The sequence below is a fragment of the Nocardia araoensis NBRC 100135 genome (assembly GCF_000308435.1).
Taxonomy (GTDB): Bacteria; Actinomycetota; Actinomycetes; order Mycobacteriales; family Mycobacteriaceae; genus Nocardia; species Nocardia araoensis.
Window position 1 is genome coordinate 1 of sequence record NZ_BAFR01000070.1, and the last position, 18,447, is coordinate 18,447.

Genomic DNA, 18,447 nt, shown 5'->3' on the forward strand with positions numbered 1-18,447 from the left:
CCGTCCTGCTGATCACCGGAACCTCCACCGACGTCGGCAAGACCGTCGTCACCGCGGCCGTCGCCGCCGCGGCGATGGCGAACGGTCGTTCGGTGGCCGTGTGCAAGCCCGGCCAGACCGGTGTGGCGGCAGGCGAACCCGGTGACCTCGCGGAGATCCAGCGGCTGTCCGGCGTCACCCGGACGCTCGAACTCGCCCGCTACCCGGACCCGCTCGCGCCCGACACCGCCGCCCGCCGGGCAGGGCTGCCGGAGCTGACGCTCGCCGAAACCGCCTCCGCGGTAGACGCTCTCACCGACGCCGATCTCGTCCTGGTCGAAGGCGCGGGCGGATTGCTGGTGCGCCTGGGCGATTTCACCCTGCTCGACCTCGCCCAGAAACTCGGCGCACCCGTCCTGCTGGTCACGGCGGCCGCGCTGGGGACGCTCAACCACACCGAACTCACCACCCGCGCACTGCACGCCGCGGGCGTGCGGTGCGCGGGCCTGGTGATCGGTTCCTGGCCCGCCCAACCGGATCTCGCCGCCGAGTGCAACCGCATCGACCTGCCCCGCGTGACCGGCGTCGACCTGGTGGGCTCGGTGCCGGAAGGCGCGGGTGGCTGGGAGCGTGCGCGATTCACCGCCGCCGCTCCGAATTGGTTCGAGCCCGCCTGGTCGCCTTTCCGCTGACCGGCCGCGTTCGCGTTTCCGAAGGACTCCGACGGTCGGGGACGGGCCCGTGACCGCGACACGGTCGCGGTGGCATGTGGTGCAGATCATCGAGTTCGAAATCGACGATCCGGCGGTGAGCGGCGAGCAGACGTTCAGCTACCAATTGTGGGATGCCCGAGGGGTGGTACGGACATCCAGGCGGTGCGCGACGAGTTGCCGTATGGAACCGCCCTCGAGGTCGGCGAATTCGGTTGGTGGAATTTGCTGGGCAAACTCGCGGGCGTGCCCGAAACGGCACGCTGAGCGATAGCGGGCTCATGGCGACCGTCCGCACCCCTGCCTACAGTGGGATGGATGTCGCCGATGGACGCCTGGCACCCGTCCACCGTCTCCGACTGGGACGACGCGCGACGCCGAGCTCGGCTGCGGGAAACGCGCCTGGGGCACGAGTGGAAGACGTTGCGCCGCACCCGGGTGACGCTGCTTCGGGTGACCGCACTGCTGCTGGCCGGACTCGTGGTGTTCGCGCAGTACTGGAAGTACGACATCGCGCCGGAACAAGCGCGACTGGCGCGCACCGAGCCCGCCATCCTGCCCGTCGCCCCGCCGGTGGACCCGCAGAACTGGGACACCGTCGTGGTGGACCTGGTCGGGCTCGGCGGGCTCGACGCCAGCGGCACCGCCGCCGCGCTGCCCGCACTGCGCGGAATGGGCATGGTGTGGGCGATCCGCTACGACAATCAAGGTATCGACACCAAGGTGATCGCCGACCTCGTCGTGCGCGCCGCCGAGCTGTCGGGCCTGCGCAACGTCGTGCTCGTCGGTCACAGCATGGGCGGCGTGATCGCGCTGGAGGTCGCCCGGCACATCCACCGCGACAGCGACCGCAGACTGGTCGGGGTGATCCTGGACTGCACGCCGGTCGACCTGAACGCGGTCCGCCCGGAGAGCCGCGGGCGCGGTGAGGACATGTTGCGGTGGATGGGCTGGCTGCCCGGCGCGCGGGAAAGCCGCGCGCTGCGACTGGCCGTGGAGACCTACGCGCGCCGGGACCGTTTCGTCGACCGGGGCCACGGGCTGCCCGGCATCCGCTTCGGTGAACTCGGCAAGGTGCTCGCGGAAGTGATGCGGGAGAAGATCGTCTCGCGCGACGCGGCGAGCAACGGTCTGATCGAGTCCCAGTTCACCGCCATCGTGGCCGGTGGCGCGACGGACGATCTGCGCACCCTGGCCCAGCCCGTCGCGGACAAGCCGCGGCCCGCCATCGTCTTCATCCGGCCGCGCGACGCGAGCGCCGACCGGGTGGTGGACGTCGAGTACTCCCACCTGGTGCTGATCGAGCGGTCCGGCGGGGTGGACGGCACCCTGCTGGTGGTGCTCGCGCGAAACACCGGGCACGCGAATCCGATGCAGCGGCCCCGGGAGTACAACACGGTGATCGAACAGCAGATTCTGCCGTTCGTGCAGCGCTACCAGCAGCAGGTCCGGTCGACGACGGTGGCCGCGCCGCCGCGCTGAGGGGTTCGAACCAGGCTGAGACAAACCGTTCTCGCGCCGGTTTCGTCTTGCTCTAATTCGCCTATGTTCCGACCAACTACGTTCCGGTCCGGCCTCCGCGGCCGCGCGACCGCCGCATTGCTCGCCGTGGCGACCGTTGCGACTCTCGGACTCTCCGGCTGCGCGAAGGACGACAAGCCGGTCGGTCCCACCGCCGACGGACCACTGCCGACCGAGGTTCCCGCCGGAACCACCCTCGTGGTCGCCGACCAGTCCGAGCGCCTGCAATCCGTGCTGCGCTTCTCCGGCGAGCTCGACAAGCTGCCGTTCAAGGTGGAGTTCGCCAACTTCGTCGGCGGCCCCGCCATTCTGGAGGCGTTCCGCGCAGGCGCCGCCGACGTCGCCCAGGTCGGTGACGTCCCGCCGATCCACGCGCTGGTGGCCGGGCAGGACGTCCCGATCGTCGCGTCCTATCAGACCAGCACCACCGCCTTGAAACTCGCGGTGGCCCCGGGCAAGTCGGTGCCGAAACTGGCCGATCTGAAGGGCAAGAAGATCGCCTACGCCGAAGGCACGGCCCAGCAGGCCGCCGTGCTGCGCGCCATCGACAAGGCCGGGCTCACCACCTCCGACGTGCAGCTGATCCGGTTGCAGCTGGCCGAGTTCCCCGATGCCGTGCGCACCGGCCAGGTCGACGTCGCGCCGCTGATCGAGCCGAACGTCACCCGGTTCCTGCGCACGCCGGGCGCCTCGCTGGTCCCGGACTCCGAGACCGCGGGCATCTACGGCGGTCTCGCCTACCTGTACGCCCGCCGCGCCGTCGTGCGGGACCCGGCGAAGGCGGCCGCCACCCGTGCGCTGGTCGGCGCGTTCGTCCGTGCCTACCAGTGGGCCAACACCCACCCGGAGGACTGGGCGCGCCGGTACTACGTCGACAACCAGAAAGTGAGCGCCGACGACGCCAAGCGCATCGTGGAATCGCTGGGGACCTACGTCTTCCCGCATCTGGACCAGCAGCTCGTCGACCGGCAGCAGGCCACCATCGATGCCATCGCCAAGGCGGGCGAACTGCCCAAGAAGGTGCAGGCGGCCAACGGCTTCGACCTGCGCTTCGATGCCGCGATCACGCAAGCCGTCGCCGAGAGCGGCGCGTCGTTCGAACCGAAGGCACGCTGATGGCGACGCTCGACGCCGCGGTGCTGCGCCGCTTCGGCCTCGGCCGCTCCACGGCGGAACCGCTACTGGCGAAACGCAAACCGGCCCGGCCGCGCCTCGGCCCCGGCCGTCCCATTCCGTTCGGCATCGCGGTGGGACCGGTGTTGCTGATCGCCGCCTGGGTGGCAGGTTCGGCCACGGGCACATTGGACCCGGAGACCCTGCCCGCGCCGTGGACAGTCGCCGAGACCGCCGGTGACCTGCTCGCCGACGGCCGTCTCCAGAGCAATCTGCTCACCTCGGTGCAACGCGCCGCGATCGGGCTCGCGCTCGGTGTCGCGATCGGCCTGGTGCTGGCGCTGCTGGCCGGGCTGAGCCGGATCGGTGAAGCGTTGGTGGACGGGCCGATCCAGATCAAGCGCGCCATTCCGACGCTCGCGCTGATCCCGCTGTTCATCGTCTGGTTCGGCATCGGCGAGGAGATGAAGCTGGTCGTGATCACCACCAGCGTGGCGATCCCGATCTACCTGAACACGCACGCGCACCTGCGCAGCGTCGACGCCAGGTATGTGGAACTCGCCCAGACCGTCGGCCTGTCGCGGTGGGGATTCGTCCGCCGGATCGCGCTGCCGGGATCGCTGCCCGGATTCTTCACCGGCCTGCGGCTGGCCGTCACCATCTCGTGGCTGGCGCTGGTCGTGGTGGAACAGGTCAACGCCACCAGCGGCATCGGTTACCTGATGACCCAGGCCCGCACCTACGGCCAGATCGACATCATCGTGGTCGGCCTGGTGATCTACGGCCTGCTCGGCCTGTTCGGCGACCTCCTGGTGCGCGCGGCGGAAAGGAGAGCGCTGTCATGGCGACAGACACTCGGGGACTGAACGTCGTCCGCGCCCGGCGGCTGCGCCGTGGCTTCGGCGACCGGGTGGTGCTGCGCGATCTCGACATCGACATCGCCCGCGGCGAATTCGTCGCGCTGCTCGGCCGCAGCGGTTCGGGTAAGAGCACGCTGCTGCGGGCGCTGGCCGAATTGGACTACGACGTCCCGGGTTCGGGGGAGTTGAGCGTGCCCACCGAGCGCTCCGTGGTATTCCAGGACTCCCGGTTGCTGCCCTGGGTGCGGGTGCTCGACAACGTGACCCTCGGCCTCGGCGGCCCGGACGCGGCCGGTCGCGGTCGCGCGGCGCTGGCCGAGGTCGGGCTCGCGGGCCGGGAGAAAGCTTGGCCCAAGGAGCTTTCCGGCGGCGAGCAGCAGCGCGTCGCGCTGGCACGCTCGCTGGTGCGCGAACCCGAACTGCTACTGGCGGACGAACCGTTCGGCGCGCTGGACGCGCTGACCCGGATCAGGATGCACGCGCTGCTCCAGGATCTGTGCGCCAAGCATCGGCCCGCCGTGCTCCTGGTCACCCACGACGTGGACGAGGCGGTGCTGCTGGCCGACCGTGTCCTGGTGCTCGACGAGGGGCGCATCGCGGTGGACCAGCGCATCGACCTGGAACGTCCGCGCCGCCACGGTGATCCCGCGTTCCTGCGGCACCGCTCCCTGCTGCTGGCCAGCCTGGGCGTCGACGTCGTCGACCCGCCCACCGACGAGAAGAAAGCCTCATGACCGCACCGCGCCAACTCAGCCTCAACGCCTTCATCTACCCCTCCGGCCACCACGAGGCGGCCTGGCGGCACCCGTGGAGCAGCCCCGACCGGATCTACGACGTCGCCTACTACCAGGAGATCGGACGCACCGCCGAAGCGGCGAAGCTGGACGCGGTGTTCTTCGCAGACGGACCCGCCCTGCGCACCGACGTCAAGCACAACGCGGCCTCCGGCCTGGAGCCGATCACCCTGCTCACCGCGATCGCCACGGCCACGACGCATCTCGGCCTCATCGCCACCGCGTCCACCACGTACTACGAGCCCTACAACCTGGCCAGGCTGTTCTCCACGCTGGACCACATCTCCGGCGGCCGGGCGGGCTGGAACATCGTCACCACCGGCACCGATCTCGCCGCGGCGAACTTCGGTCTGGACAAGCATCCCGTCCACGCCGAACGGTACGCCCGCGCCCGGGAATTCGTCGACGCCGTGGTCGCGCTGTGGGACAGCTGGGAGGACGACGCCATCGTCCTGGACCGGGCCTCCGGCGTGTACGCCGACCCGGAGAAGATCCATCCGATCGACTTCGCCGGCGAATACCTGCGGGTGCGTGGGCCGTTCACCGCGCCGCGCACGCCGCAGGGCCACCCGGTGCTGGTGCAGGCGGGCGCGTCGAACGACGGGCGGGCGTTCGCGGGCAAGTACGCCGAGGCGATCTTCACCGCGCACCAGCGGCTCAGCGACGCCCAGGCGTTCTACGCCGACATCAAGCAACGGGCTCGCGGCTTCGGGCGCGACCCCGAGCACGTCAAGATCCTGCCCGGGATCAGTCCGTTCATCGCCGACACCGAGGCGGCGGCGAAGAAATTGGAACGGGAGTTCAACGAACTCACGGTGCCGGAATACGGCTTGGCACAGCTGGAGGGCATCGTCGGGATCAGCCTGCGCCACCTGCCGCTGGACGAGCCGATTCCGGTCGAATTGTTCGACGCTGCGGGCGATGTGACCGACAACGGGCAGAGCCGCTTGCAGGTCGTGGCGGGCATCGTGCAGCGCGAACGGCCGACCGTGCGCGGTCTGCTGCACCGTCTCGCCGGTGCGCGCGGGCACCGGGTGTTCGCCGGAACTCCCGAGCAGGTCGCCGACACCATCGAGGAATGGTTCCGCAACGGCGCCGCCGACGGGTTCAACGTGATGCCGCCGTACTACCCGGGTGGACTGGAGGTCTTCGCCGAGACGGTCGTGCCGATCCTGCAGGAGCGCGGCCTGTTCCGCACCGAGTACACCGGCACCACCCTGCGCGACCACTTCGGCCTCCCCCGTCCCGACAGCCGCTTCGCCCGGCAACCCGCGCTCGCCCGGTGAGCGGCGCCGACGGAAGCGACTGTTCTACCCGATCATCCGCGCATCGCGCGGACCGCGACAGGGCGGCATCCGTGCGCGCGATGGGTCGGCCCCGCACGTCCACGGCGGGGGCGGCCGGCAGCGGCTTCGGGCGGTATGCGATCACTCGGAGCAGAGTGCGGCGGGCGGCGTCTCCGCGTCGATCGGTGGTGCGATGAGCGAGCGGTCCGTCGTAGCGGGCGACATCGTCGGCGGGGTGCGGTTGCGGTCGCTGACCTGGACGGTGTTCGTGCCGATGGTGGTGTACGGCATCGGGTCCGGCGCGGCCGCGCCGATGTACGCGCTGCGCGCGCTGGACCTGGGCGCGTCGGCCGGGCTCGCGGGGGTCGTCGTCGCGCTGTCCGGTTTGGGCATGGTGCTCACCGACCTGCCCGCGGGGCGCGTCGTCGCGACCATCGGGGAACGCGGTGCGCTGGCCGTAGGTTCGGTGCTCGGTGCGATCGGCGTACTCGCGGCGATCGTCGCGCCGAACGTCGGCGTGCTCGCGCTGGGGATGCTGCTCAACGGTGCGGCGGGCGCGGTGTGGGGGCTGGCTCGCCAGTCCTATCTCGTGGCCGTGGTGCCCGCGAACGATCTCGGGCGCGCGATGTCCACGCTGGCCGGTTCCATGCGACTGGGGTTCTTCTGTGGGCCGTTCCTCGGTGCGGCCGTGGTGCATTCGCTCGGTCCCAACGGCGCGTTGTGGTTGCAGTTGGTGACCACGGTGGTATCCGGCGCGGCCATGGCGGCGATACGGTCGCCCGAGGCGGCGGAGGGGACAGGCGCGGAGCAGGGACTGACGGCGATCGTCGTCGAGCACCGCAGGACCCTGGGCACGCTCGGGCTGGCCGCGTTGCTGGTCGGCGCCGCGCGGGCGGCGCGGCTGGCGCTGCTGCCGCTGTGGGCCGCGCACATCGGGGTGAGCGCGTCGACCACGAGTTTGGTGTTCGGCGTGGCAGGTGCGGTGGACGTGCTGATGTCGTATCCGGCGGGCGTGTGGCTGGATCGCTACGGCAGGCGGGCGACCGGCGTGCCGTCGATGCTGCTGTTCGCCGCCGGATTCGGCGCGCTGCCGTTCACCTCCTCGGTGCTCGGTCTCGGCTGTGCCGCCGTATTGCTCGGGCTGGCCAACGGGACGAGCAACGGGTTGATCATGACGGTCGGCGCGGATGTCGCGCCGGACGGGCAGCGCGCGGAGTTCCTCGGCGCCTGGCGGCTCACCCACGACATCGGCATGTTCGCCGGACCGGTGGCGGTCGGCGCGATCAGCGCCGTCACCGTGCTCGGCGCGGCGGCCGTCGCTCTCGCGCTCACCGCCGCGGCGGGCGCGTACGCGATGCGACGCTGGTTTCCCGGCGTGGTCGGGCCACCGGAGCGGCGGCAGCCGTCCGGCGAGACCGGATAGCCCCTCGGCTGCACCGACGTCGCGACGGAAACAGAATTTCCACTGGTGGCACGTGTCGCTGAGGCCTGGTCATCGGCGTGCGTCGGTATGGTGCTGCGGCATGTCCCTCTCGTTGTTTCGGCGATCCGGTCTGGTCGCCGCCTCGATAAGCCTGTGCGTCGCGGTCACGCTCGGGGTGGCGCCGGCGGCAGCGGAAAGTCCGGGGGCCGGGCAGCTGAGCTCGATCGAACTGCTCGATCCCGCGTGGTCGTTCCCGAAGGCCCTGGTGTCGTTCGGGATCGTCTACACCACGACCGATCAGCACGGCGCCCCCGCGCAGGCGTCCGGTGCGCTCTATCTGCCCCCGGGCCTGCCGCCGCAGGGCGGATGGCCGCTGGTGGTGTGGGCGCACGGAACCGCGGGCATCGGCGATGCCTGTGCGCCGTCGCGCCGTCCGCAGTCCGAGCGGAACTCGTCCTACTTCGACCAGATCCTGGGCAACGGGTACGCGGTGCTGGCTCCCGACTATCAGGGCCTCGGCACCCGCGGCCAGTTCAGCTACTACAACACGAATGTCGAAGGGATGTCGATCCTGGACGCGGTCGCGGCGATGCGCACGACTCCCTTCCCGCTGTCGCGGCGATGGGTCGTGATCGGGCAGTCGGAAGGCGCGCACGCGGCGATGAGCGCGGCCGGTTTGTACGCCGAGAGGGGCGCTTCGGCTTCGGGATTGAGCGGAGTGGTGGCCACCGGGCTGCGCACCGACCCGAGCAAGAGCCTGCCGGAGATGTTCCGGCTGAACTCGACCGGCTCCAAGAACCAGGTCGCCTACGCGGCGTACTACCTGGCCGCGCTGGAGGAACTGCACCCGGGCAGCGTCACCCCGTACCTGTCCGATTTCGGCAGGGATTTCGTGGAAAGAGCCGCTCACGAATGTCTTTCGCATCTGGTCGAGCGCGCCGAAGGCCGCCGGCCGTCGGCGCTCGTCGCCGACCCCGACCGGCCGACGCCCACCTTCGCCGAGGACATCGCCGCTTTGACGAGATATCCGCAGGATCGGTTCACCAGCGATCTCATGATCGGCTACGGCACCGCCGACATCGATGTGCCGCCCACCGACACCGCGGACTACGGACAGAAGCTGCAAGAGCTGAACCCCGGCATACGAGTGACGGTGCAGCAGTACCCCGGCCAGGACCACAGCGGTGCGTTCCTGGCATCGCTTCCGGACGCGTTGGCCTTCCTGAACACGCACCTGCGCTGACGCTCGGCGCGCACTCGTTACCGAGTGGGGAAGCCGTCGTGGTGACGCGCCCCAGCGTCAGCGGGCGTGGGTGCCGAGCAGGTGCCGCACGCCCGCGACGAACAATTGCAGGCCGAAGTCGAAACGGGCGGTGGCGTCGGTGGTCTCCTCCAGCGGCGACGCGCCCTCGGGCAGGGCGCCCGCCGAATCCATCTGCATCCTGGACTGCTCGTCCACGGTCTCGCCGAGCACGTAGTACAGCAGCGTGAACGCCGCGAGTTCGGCCTCCTGACGCGGCATGCCCGCGCGAATGGCCGCGCTCACCAGGCGTTCTCGCCCCTTGCTCGTGGTGAGCCTCGAAGCGTAGGTCGCCGAGACCAATTCGGCGCCGTCGCGGTAGGCCAGCAGGCAGTCGCGCAGCCGGTGGGCCAACTCGGTGATCTGACCGGACCATTCCTCGGCCTCGATCGGATCCTCCATGGGCGCGAGTATCTTGTCCGCGACCGCGCCGAGCAGCGCCTGCTTGTTGGGGAAGTGCCAATACAGCGCGCCCGGCTGGACTTGGAGCGAACCGGCCAACCTGCGCATGGTGAGGTCGGCCAGGCCGTATCGGTCCAGAATCGCGATGGCGCCCTCGACCACGTCCGCCCGGTGCAGTTGCACTCGATGCCCTTCCCGTCGTGCTTTGACTCACTCCTACCGCTACCCTAGCCTGAACACCGTTCAAGTTGCACGGCCACCTCGGCCGGACGAAGGGATTCGTGCAGTGACCCAGGCACCTGTAGCCGCCGCAGCGCCAGGACCGACGAAGGTCGGGACGTCGCAAATCTTGTCGATCGCCCGTGAGCAGGTGCTCGAGCGCGGGGTGGGACTGAACCAGGAGCAGACCCTGGAGGTGCTGCGCCTCGGTGACGACCGGCTGGAGGAACTGCTGGCCCTGGCGCACGAGGTGCGCATGAAGTGGTGCGGTCCCGAAGTAGAGGTCGAGGGCATCATCAGCCTCAAGACCGGCGGCTGCCCGGAGGACTGCCACTTCTGCTCGCAGTCGGGCCTGTTCCAGTCGCCGGTGCGGGCGGCGTGGCTGGACATTCCCAGCCTGGTGGAGGCCGCCAAGCAGACCGCGAAGACCGGCGCCACCGAGTTCTGCATCGTGGCGGCCGTGCGCGGTCCCGACGAGCGCCTGATGGCCCAGGTGGCCGCCGGTGTCGAGGCGATCCGCAACGAGGTGGACATCCAGGTCGCCTGCTCGCTGGGCATGCTCACCCAGGAGCAGGTCGACCAACTGGCCGCCATGGGCGTGCATCGTTACAACCACAACCTGGAGACCTCGCGGTCCTACTTCCCGAACGTGGTCACCACGCACACCTGGGAGGAGCGCTGGGACACCCTGCGCATGGTCCGCGAAGCGGGCATGGAGGTCTGCTGCGGCGGCATCCTCGGCATGGGCGAGACGCTGGAGCAGCGCGCCGAGTTCGCCGCGAATCTGGCCGAACTCGAACCAGACGAGGTGCCGCTGAACTTCCTCAATCCGCGGCCGGGCACGCCGTTCGGCGATCTGGAGGTGCTCCCGGCGTCCGACGCGTTGCGCGCCGTAGCCGCGTTCCGGCTCGCGCTGCCGCGCACCATGCTGCGCTTCGCGGGCGGCCGCGAGATCACCCTCGGGGATCTCGGCGCCAAGCAGGGCATCCTGGGCGGCATCAACGCCGTCATCGTCGGCAACTACCTGACCACCCTCGGCCGCCCGGCCGAACAGGACCTCGACCTGCTCGGCGAGCTGAAGATGCCGATCAAGGCGCTCAACGAAACCCTCTGACCCGGCTCGGTTGCGACGAAGAGGCAGGCGAGCATGAGTACTGTCATGGACATGGACGAGCGCTACAACCCGTTCACCGGCACGCGAGTGGTGCCGGGCCTCGACGACGCGATCCCGGCCGCCGCCGCGCTGGGCCTGGAGCCGCCGCGCTTCTGCGAACAGTGCGGGCGCCGCATGATCGTGCAGGTGAGCCCGGACGGCTGGTGGGCCAAGTGCTCCCGGCACGGCGTCGTCGATTCGGCCGAATCGGAACGTCGCTAGTGGCGTCGCCGTTGCGAGGTGAGGTGCGGGCGGCGGCGGTGGTCGCCGTCGCCGTGGTGGTGGTGAGCGCGCTCGCCGGTGTCGGCTGGGGCCTGCTCGCGCCGACCGAGCGGCTGCTCGTAGTCGAGCCGGGTCGCGGTGTCGGGCTGACCGGGGAGAGCACGCATCAGTTCGACGCGCTGGCGTTGTTCGTCCTCGCGGGGGCGGTGCTCGGCTTGCTCTGCGCACTGGCCGTGTGGCGCTGGCGCTCGGCGCGCGGGCCGCTGTTGCAGCTGGGCCTGCTGATCGGTTCCGGCGTGGGCGCGGTGGTGATGGCCGGTGTGGGGGAGCGGGTCGCCGAGTGGTCGCATCCGCGCCCGCACGACCCGCCGGTGGGCCAGATCGTCACCTTGCCGATCGAACTGGGCAGCGACCTCGCGCTGATCGTGCAGCCGCTGATCGCCTCGTTCGTCATGCTGTTCCTCGCCGCGCTGAGTACCTCGGAGGATCTCGGCAGTGGCCGCCGCGCCGCCCGGAAGGAGGAGGAAGCCTCCTACGGCGGCCAGGGCGCCTTCATGCCCCATGGTGACGCTGCGAGCAGCGCAGAGCTGCCCTATGGTGGCTACCAGCCTGCCCCAGAGGAATATTCGCTGCCCGAATATCGCCAGCGCCGTTGACGCGTCGTCCGGCACGTCGCCGCGACGGGGAAGGCTTTCCGAACCACTTCGGGTCGGGAACTCGCAGCGCGCTGGGAAGGAATGGGACGTGGCCTTCGTGGGTGGCGGTCCGGTCGTCGAAGAGCTCGACGCCAAGTTCTGGCGGGTAACCGAACCACTGGTCTATCGCGGCGCCACGGAGGAATTCGTGGTTCCCGCCGGTTTCCGTACCGATTTCGCCTCGGTGCCGCGGGCGCTGGTCTGGCTGATTCCCCGTTACGGCGTCTACACCCGAGCCGCGATCCTGCACGACTACCTGCTCAGCTCGAACGCGGTGAGCGTGGCCGACGCCGACGGCATCTTCCGCCGTAGCCTGCACGAACTCGGGGTCTCGCTGCCGCGCCGCTGGATGATGTGGGCGGCCGTGCGCGCCGCTCACCGGTTACGCGGCGGGAGTGCGGGCGACGTCGCCCGGTTCGTCGTCGTCGCGGTCCCTTCGGTGTTCTTCCTCGCCGTTCCCGCGACCGTGGTGACGGTGTTCCTCCTGCTGTTCTGGCTGGTGGAGTTGGCCTTCTGGGCCGGGTCGCGCGTAACGCAGCGGACCGAGGCTCCGCCGCCCGGTCCGCACATGAAGACCGCCTGACCGTCCCGCCTGCGGTCTCGGTGAGAACTCAGGGCCCGTGCGTGCTCGGCGCGGACGAGTTCCGGCCGCCGCAACGGCGCATGAGTTACGGTGCCGACATGAGCGACGAACCGCCCAGGCTCCCCGCTCTCGTCGTCGTCAGTGGCCCGCCGGGGTCGGGCAAGACAACGCTCGCACACACTCTCGCCCGCGCGATCGGCTGTCCCGCCATCTGCCGGGACGAGCTCAAAGAGGGCATGGTCCACGCGACGGAGAACTACGCCCCGGACCGCTCCGACGAGCTGAACCTCCGCACGCTGCCGGTGTTCTTCCAAACGCTGGAACTGTTGCTGCGGGCCGGGGTTACGGTGGTGGCCGAAGCCGCCTTCCAAGACCGGCTGTGGCGTCCCGGCCTCACACCGCTGCGAGCCCACGCTCGACTGCGCGTCGTGCACTGCGTGACCGACCCGGTTCTCGCGGCGCGGCGAATCCAGTTGCGCCACCGATCCGATCCGCTCCGCCGCGCCCACTCCGATCACGAACACCCCGCCCCGGCGCCCACCGCCTTCGACCGCGTTTCCCTCGACGTGCCCTCGCTCGAGGTCGACACCACCTCCGGCTATCGCCCCGGCCTCACCGCCATCCTCGCCTTCCTGAACGCGCCTTCATGATCAACGGCACACGACGGAGGGGTCACTCGATCGAAAACGGGTGGAGATGCACGGGTGGGCGGGGATACGGTGGGCTGCCGGAAGGGGAGCTCGTCGGAAGGAGGGCCGGGCAATGGAAACCGTACGCCGGATGGAAGCCGAGGCGTCTCCTGTGGAGAGCGAACGGGCCGATCTGGCGGCGTGGCGGCGGCGAGATGCTTTGCGGCGCAGCAATGCCGCGCGTCCCATCCCGAGTAAGCGGCAGTATCGTCGCCGGGACAAGCATCGCAAAGCCGTGGCCGATTAGCGTCCCGGTCCGTCGGGAATCATGAAGGGCCGGGAGGGCGCAGCGCCGCGAATTCGTCTGTCACGCGCAAGCCGGAGTCGGTGAAGCGGTACACCGCGGCGGGGCGGCCGCCCGCGCGGCCCGGGGCGGCGGTGGCCCCGGTGGGGGTGATCACCTTGCGGCGGGAGAGAACTCGCTGGAGATTCGTGGGGTCTACGTCGTATCCGAGTGCGGCGCAATAGATTTCGCGCAGGGTGGACATGGTGAACCGGTCCGGCGCGAGGGCGAAGGCGATGTTGGTGTACGACAGTTTCGCCGCCAGCCGGGTGCGGGCGTGATCGACCACCGTGCGGTGGTCGAAGGACATGTCCGGCAGTGCCGAGACCGGGTGCCAGGCGGTGTCCGACGGCAGGTGGGGATCGGCGGTCAGGGGGACCAATCCGAGGTAGGCCGAAGCGATGCGGCGCGGGCCCGGCACCCGGTCGGGGGCGCTGAACACCGACAGCTGTTCCAGATGACTCAGCTCGCGCACGTCGACCTTCTCGGCGAGCTGGCGGCGGGCGGAGGTGTCGAGGTCTTCGTCGTCGCCGAGGCGTCCGCCGGGGAGCGACCAGGTGCCCTTCTGTGGGTCGAGCGCGCGTTCCCACAGCAACACCGCGAGTTCGGTCCGCTGGTCGGGCGGGCAACGCCGCAGCATGCCTTCGGCGCGGTCGGCCGGCGTGTGACCTGCGGCGATGTCCCTGGGGAAGCGGCGAACCTGGAACACCGCGGTGAGCGATTCGTGGATGGTGCTACTATGGGCCACGTTTTCGATTATAAGTCGAAAACCTGGTTTGGTGCGAATCGGCGGTGTAGCCGACCGCACGAGGAAGGGAGCCATCCATGGCGACGACGGGTGCGAAACTGGCGCCCCCGCTGATGGGGCAGGTGTTCGACGGACCCTCCGGGTTCGCGGGTGTCGAGGCTGGGCCGGAGTGGGCGCAGGAAGTCAAGCGACTGGCCAGGGAGCGCAACGCGACGATCCTGGCGCACAACTATCAGCTGCCGGAGATCCAGGACGTGGCCGACCACGTCGGCGACTCGCTGGCGCTGTCGCGGATCGCGGCCGAGGCGCCCGAGGACACCATCGTGTTCTGCGGCGTGCACTTCATGGCCGAGACCGCCAAGATTCTCAGCCCGGCGAAGACCGTGCTGATCCCGGATCAGCGTGCGGGATGCTCGCTGGCGGATTCGATCACGGCCGATGAGCTGCGCGCCTGGAAGGCCGAGCACCCGAACGCGGTGGTGGTGTCGTACGTGAACACCACGGCCGAGGTGAAGGCGCTCACCGACATCTGCTGCACCTCGTCCAACGCGGTGGACGTGGTGGCCTCGATCGATCCGGACCGCGAGGTGCTGTTCCTGCCGGACCAGTTCCTCGGCGCGCACGTCAAGCGGGTCACCGGCCGCGCGAACATGCACATCTGGGCGGGCGAGTGCCACGTGCACGCGGGCATCAACGGCGACGAGCTGACCGAGCAGGCGCGCACCCACCCGGACGCGGAACTGTTCGTGCACCCCGAATGCGGCTGCGCCACCTCGGCGCTGTACCTCGCGGGCGAGGGCGCGTTCCCGGCCGAGCGGGTGCACATCCTGTCCACCGGAGGCATGATCGACGCGGCCAAGGCGGCGAAGTCGAATCAGGTGCTGGTGGCCACCGAGGTCGGCATGCTGCACCAGCTGCGCAAGGCCGCCCCCGGCATCGACTTCCAGGCCGTGAACGACCGGGCGTCGTGCAAGTACATGAAGATGATCACCCCGGCGGCGCTGCTGCGCTGCCTGGTCGAGGGCCGCGACGAGGTCCATGTCGATCCGGAAACCGCCGCGCTGGGCCGCAACTCGGTGCAGCGGATGATCGCGATCGGCAATCCCGGCGGCGGTGAATGAGTCCCACCGCTGCCCTCGCGGCGGCGGGCCGCTCTCCGGCGCGACGCGCTGACCATCGTGCCCGCGCCGGAGGACTTTCGCGGATCGGAAGACAGAGAGGCGCGGGCCGATGACAACCCGGGTTTCCATCGACTGGGAGGCCGAGGCCGATCTGGTCGTGATCGGCGGTGGCGTCGCGGGACTGACCGCGGCGCGCACCGCGTCGCTGCGCGGCCTGCGGGTGCTCACGCTCAGCAAAGGCGGGCCGACGGATACGTCCACCCAGTACGCCCAGGGCGGCATCGCCGTCGTGGCGCCGCACGGTGACTCGGTCGAATCACACGTGCACGACACGGTGGAGGCGGGCGCCGGACTGTGCGACGTGGACGCCGTGCGCTCCATCGTCGAGGGTGGGCAGGCCGCGGTGGCCGCGCTGACCGACCTCGGGGCGGTGTTCGATCTCGGCCGCGACGGCCAGATCTCGCGGACCCGCGAGGGCGGGCACAGCACCCGCAGGATCATTCACGCCGGGGGCGACGCCACCGGTGCGGAGGTGCAGCGGGCGCTGAACGAGGCGGGTCTGCCGGTGCTGTTCGGCGCGGCGGTCGGTGAGGTCGTCACCGGGCCGAACGGTGTGCGGGGTGTGGTCGCGGTGTCGGACCGTGGCTTCGGCGTCGTCCACGCGCCCGCCGTGCTGCTGGCCACCGGCGGGCTCGGCCAGTTGTACGCGCTGAGCACCAATCCACCGGGCGCCACCGCGGACGGCATCGCGCTCGGGCTGTGGGCAGGCGCCGCCGTGGCCGATCTCGAATTCGTCCAGTTCCACCCGACCGTGCTCTACACCCCGGGCGGCGTCGGCCGCAGGCCGCTGATCAGCGAAGCGGTGCGCGGCGAAGGCGCGACGCTGGTCGACACCGAAGGCGATCCGGTGACCGCGGGAGTGCATCCGCGTGGCGATCTGGCCCCCCGCGACGTCGTCTCCCGCGCCATCGCCGCGCGCATGCGGGCGCTGGGCACCGAGCACGTCTATCTCGACGCGCGCTCGATCAGCGGTTTCCCGCAACGGTTTCCGACGATCACCGCCTCGTGCCTGGCGGCGGGCATCGATCCGCGCACCGACCTCATCCCGGTCGCACCGGCCGCGCACTATCAGTGCGGGGGAGTCGTCACCGACACCCACGGCCGTACCGGAGTGCCCGGCCTGTACGCGGCCGGTGAGGTCGCGCGCACCGGGTTGCACGGGGCGAACCGGTTGGCGTCCAACAGCTTGCTGGAGGGGCTGGTGGTCGGCGAGCGCGCCGGGGCGGCCGCCGCGGAGCGGCTCGGCGAGCGCGCCGGAGTGAGCGAGATCCCCGCTCGCGCCGCCGAATACGCCGACCGCGACGTGGTGCAGCGCCTGATGACCACGCACGCCTCGGTGGTCCGCGACCGCGCGGGCCTCGCCGAAGCGCTCAAGCGGCTCGACGACGCGGTCACTCGCCGCGACACGCGCACCGCCGTCACACGTCCGATCGCCGGAATCGAGGACGCCGCACTCACCCTCGCCGCCCGCGCCCTGCTGCTGGCGGCGCTCGCTCGCACCGAGAGCCGCGGTTGTCACACTCGGTCGGATCACCCCGACGCCGTGCCCGGACTCCGCCACAGCCTGCCGATCCGGCTGAACGGCGACGGCGTCCCCGCGCACGCACCCATTCCCTGATCACACGCGCCGAGCGGGACGTCAGGCCGTGCACAGGCCCCGCTCGGCGAGAGAGGAACGCTTCGATGACTCTGGATGCCGCCCTGGATCGCGACGAGGTGCTGCGCGTCATCCGCGCCGCGCTGGAGGAGGACCTGCGCTACGGCCCGGACGTCACGACGACGGCCACCGTGCCCGCGGACGCGGTGATCAAGGCGTCGGTGGTGTCGCGGGAACCGGGGACCGTGGCCGGGCTGGACGCCGGGCTGCTGGTGCTCGACGAGGTGATCGGCGCGGACGCCTATGAGATCACCGACCGCGTCGCCGACGGCACCCGGGTGTCGCCGGGACAGTCCGTGCTGACCTTGATCGCGCCCACGCGCGGGCTGCTCACCGCGGAGCGCACCATGCTCAACCTGGTGTGCCATCTGTCCGGCATCGCGACGGCGACGGCCGCCTGGGTGGACGCCGTCGCTGGCACCCGCTGCCGGATCCGGGACAGCCGCAAGACGCTGCCAGGACTGCGCGCGCTGCAGAAGTACGCCGTGCGGGTCGGCGGCGGTGTCAACCACCGCATGGGTCTCGGCGACGCCGCCTTGATCAAGGACAACCACGTGGTCGCGGCGGGGTCGGTGGTCGAGGCGCTGCGCGCGGTCCGCGCCGCCGCCCCCGACATCGCCTGCGAGGTCGAGGTGGACAGCCTCGAACAGCTCGACGCCGTGCTCGCCGAGAACGTGGAACTGGTTCTGCTGGACAACTTCCCCCTCTGGCAGACACAGGCGGCCGTGCAGCGCCGCAACGCCGCGTCCCCGCAGACGAAACTGGAGTCCTCCGGCGGCCTGAGCCTGGACGTCGCCGCCGACTACGCGCGCACCGGCGTCGACTATCTCGCCGTCGGCGCTCTCACCCACTCGGTCCGCGTCCTCGACCTCGGGCTGGACATGTAGATCCGGCCTTTCCAGGAACCGCTCGGCCGGTCGAAGCTACCTACAGGGGCAGGGCCGCTCGGTCATGCGGTGAGTTCGCGTTCCAGCGGTGTCCGGAAACGGGGAATGGCGCGCACGTCGCCGTACCACTCGCGGACACGGTGGGCTTCGGCGGTGATCCGGGCTTCGGCGTCCGCTCCCACGTCTTCGAGCAGGCGGTAGACGATCTCGCCGTCGCCGCGCTGCGCCCAGCCGCCCACGATGCGCCCGTCCCACCAGACGGTGGGTCCGATATTCCCGTTGCGGTCGAACAGGTTCGGGGCGTGCGGGCCGAGGTACCACTCGCGTGCCTGCCAGCCCATGGGCGTCGGGTCGAGGGCGGGGAGCAGCGCCGCCCACGGCTCCGGGGCGGCGACCGGTTCCACGTCGTCGGCCAGCAGTACGCCGGTCGCGCCGTCCAGGTCGACCTCGACCAGTTCGAGCGCGCCGAGCGCAGCGCGCACCTCGCCGAGCGTCCATCCGGTCCACCACTTGATGTCGGAGACCGGCGCGGGACCGAACGCGCGCAACCACTGGCGGACCAGCTCGGCTCGGGCTTCGGCGGCGGGGACGGCGGGAACGCCCTCCGGCAGCCACGATTCGATCGGCGCCCAGGTGTACTGGCTGCTGGTCCAGCTGCCGTTCGGCCGTCCGCGCACGATGCGGCCCTCGCAGCCCAGCGTCACCAGCACCCAGGTGGTGATGTTCGTCGGCTTCGAATACG

General features: G+C 70.5%; 20 protein-coding genes. 17 read left to right on the forward strand and 3 right to left on the reverse strand.

All coding sequences use genetic code 11. The annotated features are described in order from the left end of the window. The 8 genes from bioD to ON21_RS09380 all read left to right on the forward strand — a co-directional run. The coding region (gene bioD, locus ON21_RS09345; protein WP_176569403.1) for a dethiobiotin synthase at positions 1-671 on the forward strand (671 nt) is incomplete at its 5' end. A 336-nt stretch (positions 672-1,007) separates the two neighbouring features. Beyond that, positions 1,008-2,171 (forward strand): alpha/beta fold hydrolase, encoded by a 1,164-nt coding sequence (locus ON21_RS09350; protein WP_039797218.1) that lies wholly within the window; start codon positions 1,008-1,010, stop codon positions 2,169-2,171. 63 nt (positions 2,172-2,234) lie between these two features. Continuing rightward, positions 2,235-3,326, forward strand: a complete 1,092-nt coding sequence (locus ON21_RS09355; protein ID WP_083880500.1) for an ABC transporter substrate-binding protein — start codon at positions 2,235-2,237, stop codon at positions 3,324-3,326. Continuing rightward, complete coding sequence (locus tag ON21_RS09360; RefSeq protein WP_039797219.1) at positions 3,326-4,189, forward strand: ABC transporter permease; 864 nt, start codon at positions 3,326-3,328, stop codon at positions 4,187-4,189. The genes ON21_RS09355 and ON21_RS09360 overlap by 1 nt, the downstream gene beginning before the upstream one ends. Then, complete coding sequence (locus ON21_RS09365; RefSeq protein WP_174372151.1) at positions 4,165-4,917, forward strand: ABC transporter ATP-binding protein; 753 nt, start codon at positions 4,165-4,167, stop codon at positions 4,915-4,917. The genes ON21_RS09360 and ON21_RS09365 overlap by 25 nt, the downstream gene beginning before the upstream one ends. Continuing rightward, entirely contained in the window at positions 4,914-6,263 is a 1,350-nt protein-coding gene (locus tag ON21_RS09370) for an LLM class flavin-dependent oxidoreductase (protein WP_039797220.1), read from the forward strand. Before ON21_RS09365 ends, ON21_RS09370 begins: the two co-directional genes overlap by 4 nt. A gap of 193 nt (positions 6,264-6,456) precedes the next feature. Beyond that, the gene (locus tag ON21_RS09375; RefSeq protein WP_051020565.1) at positions 6,457-7,686 is read left to right on the forward strand and encodes an MFS transporter; all 1,230 of its coding nucleotides are present in this window, start codon (positions 6,457-6,459) and stop codon (positions 7,684-7,686) included. A gap of 100 nt (positions 7,687-7,786) precedes the next feature. Then, positions 7,787-8,929 (forward strand): alpha/beta hydrolase family protein, encoded by a 1,143-nt coding sequence (locus ON21_RS09380; protein WP_051020567.1) that lies wholly within the window; start codon positions 7,787-7,789, stop codon positions 8,927-8,929. A gap of 57 nt (positions 8,930-8,986) precedes the next feature. Here the strand turns inward: ON21_RS09380 and ON21_RS09385 are convergent, their stop codons facing one another. Beyond that, a complete protein-coding gene (locus ON21_RS09385; RefSeq protein ID WP_039797221.1) occupies positions 8,987-9,571 on the reverse strand; it encodes a TetR/AcrR family transcriptional regulator C-terminal domain-containing protein in 585 nt (194 codons plus the stop codon). Between the two features lie 103 nt (positions 9,572-9,674). Between ON21_RS09385 and bioB the strand changes: the two genes are divergently transcribed. From bioB to ON21_RS38295, 6 genes are all read left to right on the forward strand, one after another. Next, a complete protein-coding gene (bioB, locus tag ON21_RS09390; protein ID WP_051020569.1) occupies positions 9,675-10,721 on the forward strand; it encodes a biotin synthase BioB in 1,047 nt (348 codons plus the stop codon). Positions 10,722-10,754: 33 nt separating this feature from the next. After that, entirely contained in the window at positions 10,755-10,982 is a 228-nt protein-coding gene (gene bsaP / locus ON21_RS09395) for a biotin synthase auxiliary protein BsaP (RefSeq protein ID WP_039797222.1), read from the forward strand. Further along, positions 10,982-11,638 (forward strand): DUF2567 domain-containing protein, encoded by a 657-nt coding sequence (locus ON21_RS09400; RefSeq protein ID WP_039797223.1) that lies wholly within the window; start codon positions 10,982-10,984, stop codon positions 11,636-11,638. Before bsaP ends, ON21_RS09400 begins: the two co-directional genes overlap by 1 nt. 88 nt (positions 11,639-11,726) lie before the next feature. Next, positions 11,727-12,260, forward strand: a complete 534-nt coding sequence (locus ON21_RS09405) for a DUF1353 domain-containing protein (RefSeq protein WP_039797224.1) — start codon at positions 11,727-11,729, stop codon at positions 12,258-12,260. Positions 12,261-12,358: 98 nt separating this feature from the next. Next, positions 12,359-12,910, forward strand: a complete 552-nt coding sequence (locus ON21_RS09410; RefSeq protein WP_039797238.1) for a P-loop nucleotide/nucleoside kinase family protein — start codon at positions 12,359-12,361, stop codon at positions 12,908-12,910. 112 nt (positions 12,911-13,022) lie between these two features. Further along, the gene (locus ON21_RS38295; RefSeq protein ID WP_157170769.1) at positions 13,023-13,196 is read left to right on the forward strand and encodes a hypothetical protein; all 174 of its coding nucleotides are present in this window, start codon (positions 13,023-13,025) and stop codon (positions 13,194-13,196) included. A gap of 19 nt (positions 13,197-13,215) precedes the next feature. Here the strand turns inward: ON21_RS38295 and ON21_RS09415 are convergent, their stop codons facing one another. Next, the gene (locus ON21_RS09415; protein WP_039797225.1) at positions 13,216-13,980 is read right to left on the reverse strand and encodes an NUDIX hydrolase; all 765 of its coding nucleotides are present in this window, start codon (positions 13,978-13,980) and stop codon (positions 13,216-13,218) included. 77 nt (positions 13,981-14,057) lie between these two features. Here ON21_RS09415 and nadA point away from each other — a divergent pair, with 77 nt between their 5' ends. The 3 genes from nadA to nadC all read left to right on the forward strand — a co-directional run bounded on the left by nadA (position 14,058) and on the right by nadC (position 17,705). Continuing rightward, a complete protein-coding gene (gene nadA, locus ON21_RS09420) occupies positions 14,058-15,101 on the forward strand; it encodes a quinolinate synthase NadA (RefSeq protein ID WP_039797226.1) in 1,044 nt (347 codons plus the stop codon). A gap of 109 nt (positions 15,102-15,210) precedes the next feature. Further along, a complete protein-coding gene (locus tag ON21_RS09425; protein ID WP_039797227.1) occupies positions 15,211-16,779 on the forward strand; it encodes an L-aspartate oxidase in 1,569 nt (522 codons plus the stop codon). Between the two features lie 65 nt (positions 16,780-16,844). Continuing rightward, positions 16,845-17,705 carry a carboxylating nicotinate-nucleotide diphosphorylase gene (gene nadC / locus ON21_RS09430; protein ID WP_039797228.1) on the forward strand — a complete coding sequence of 287 codons (861 nt, stop codon included), beginning with the start codon at positions 16,845-16,847 and terminating at the stop codon, positions 17,703-17,705. A gap of 62 nt (positions 17,706-17,767) precedes the next feature. On the opposite strand, the gene ON21_RS09435 is transcribed toward nadC, so the two are convergent. Next, positions 17,768-18,447, reverse strand: a 680-nt coding sequence (locus tag ON21_RS09435; RefSeq protein WP_039797229.1) for a winged helix DNA-binding domain-containing protein, incomplete at its 5' end; no start/stop codon positions are given.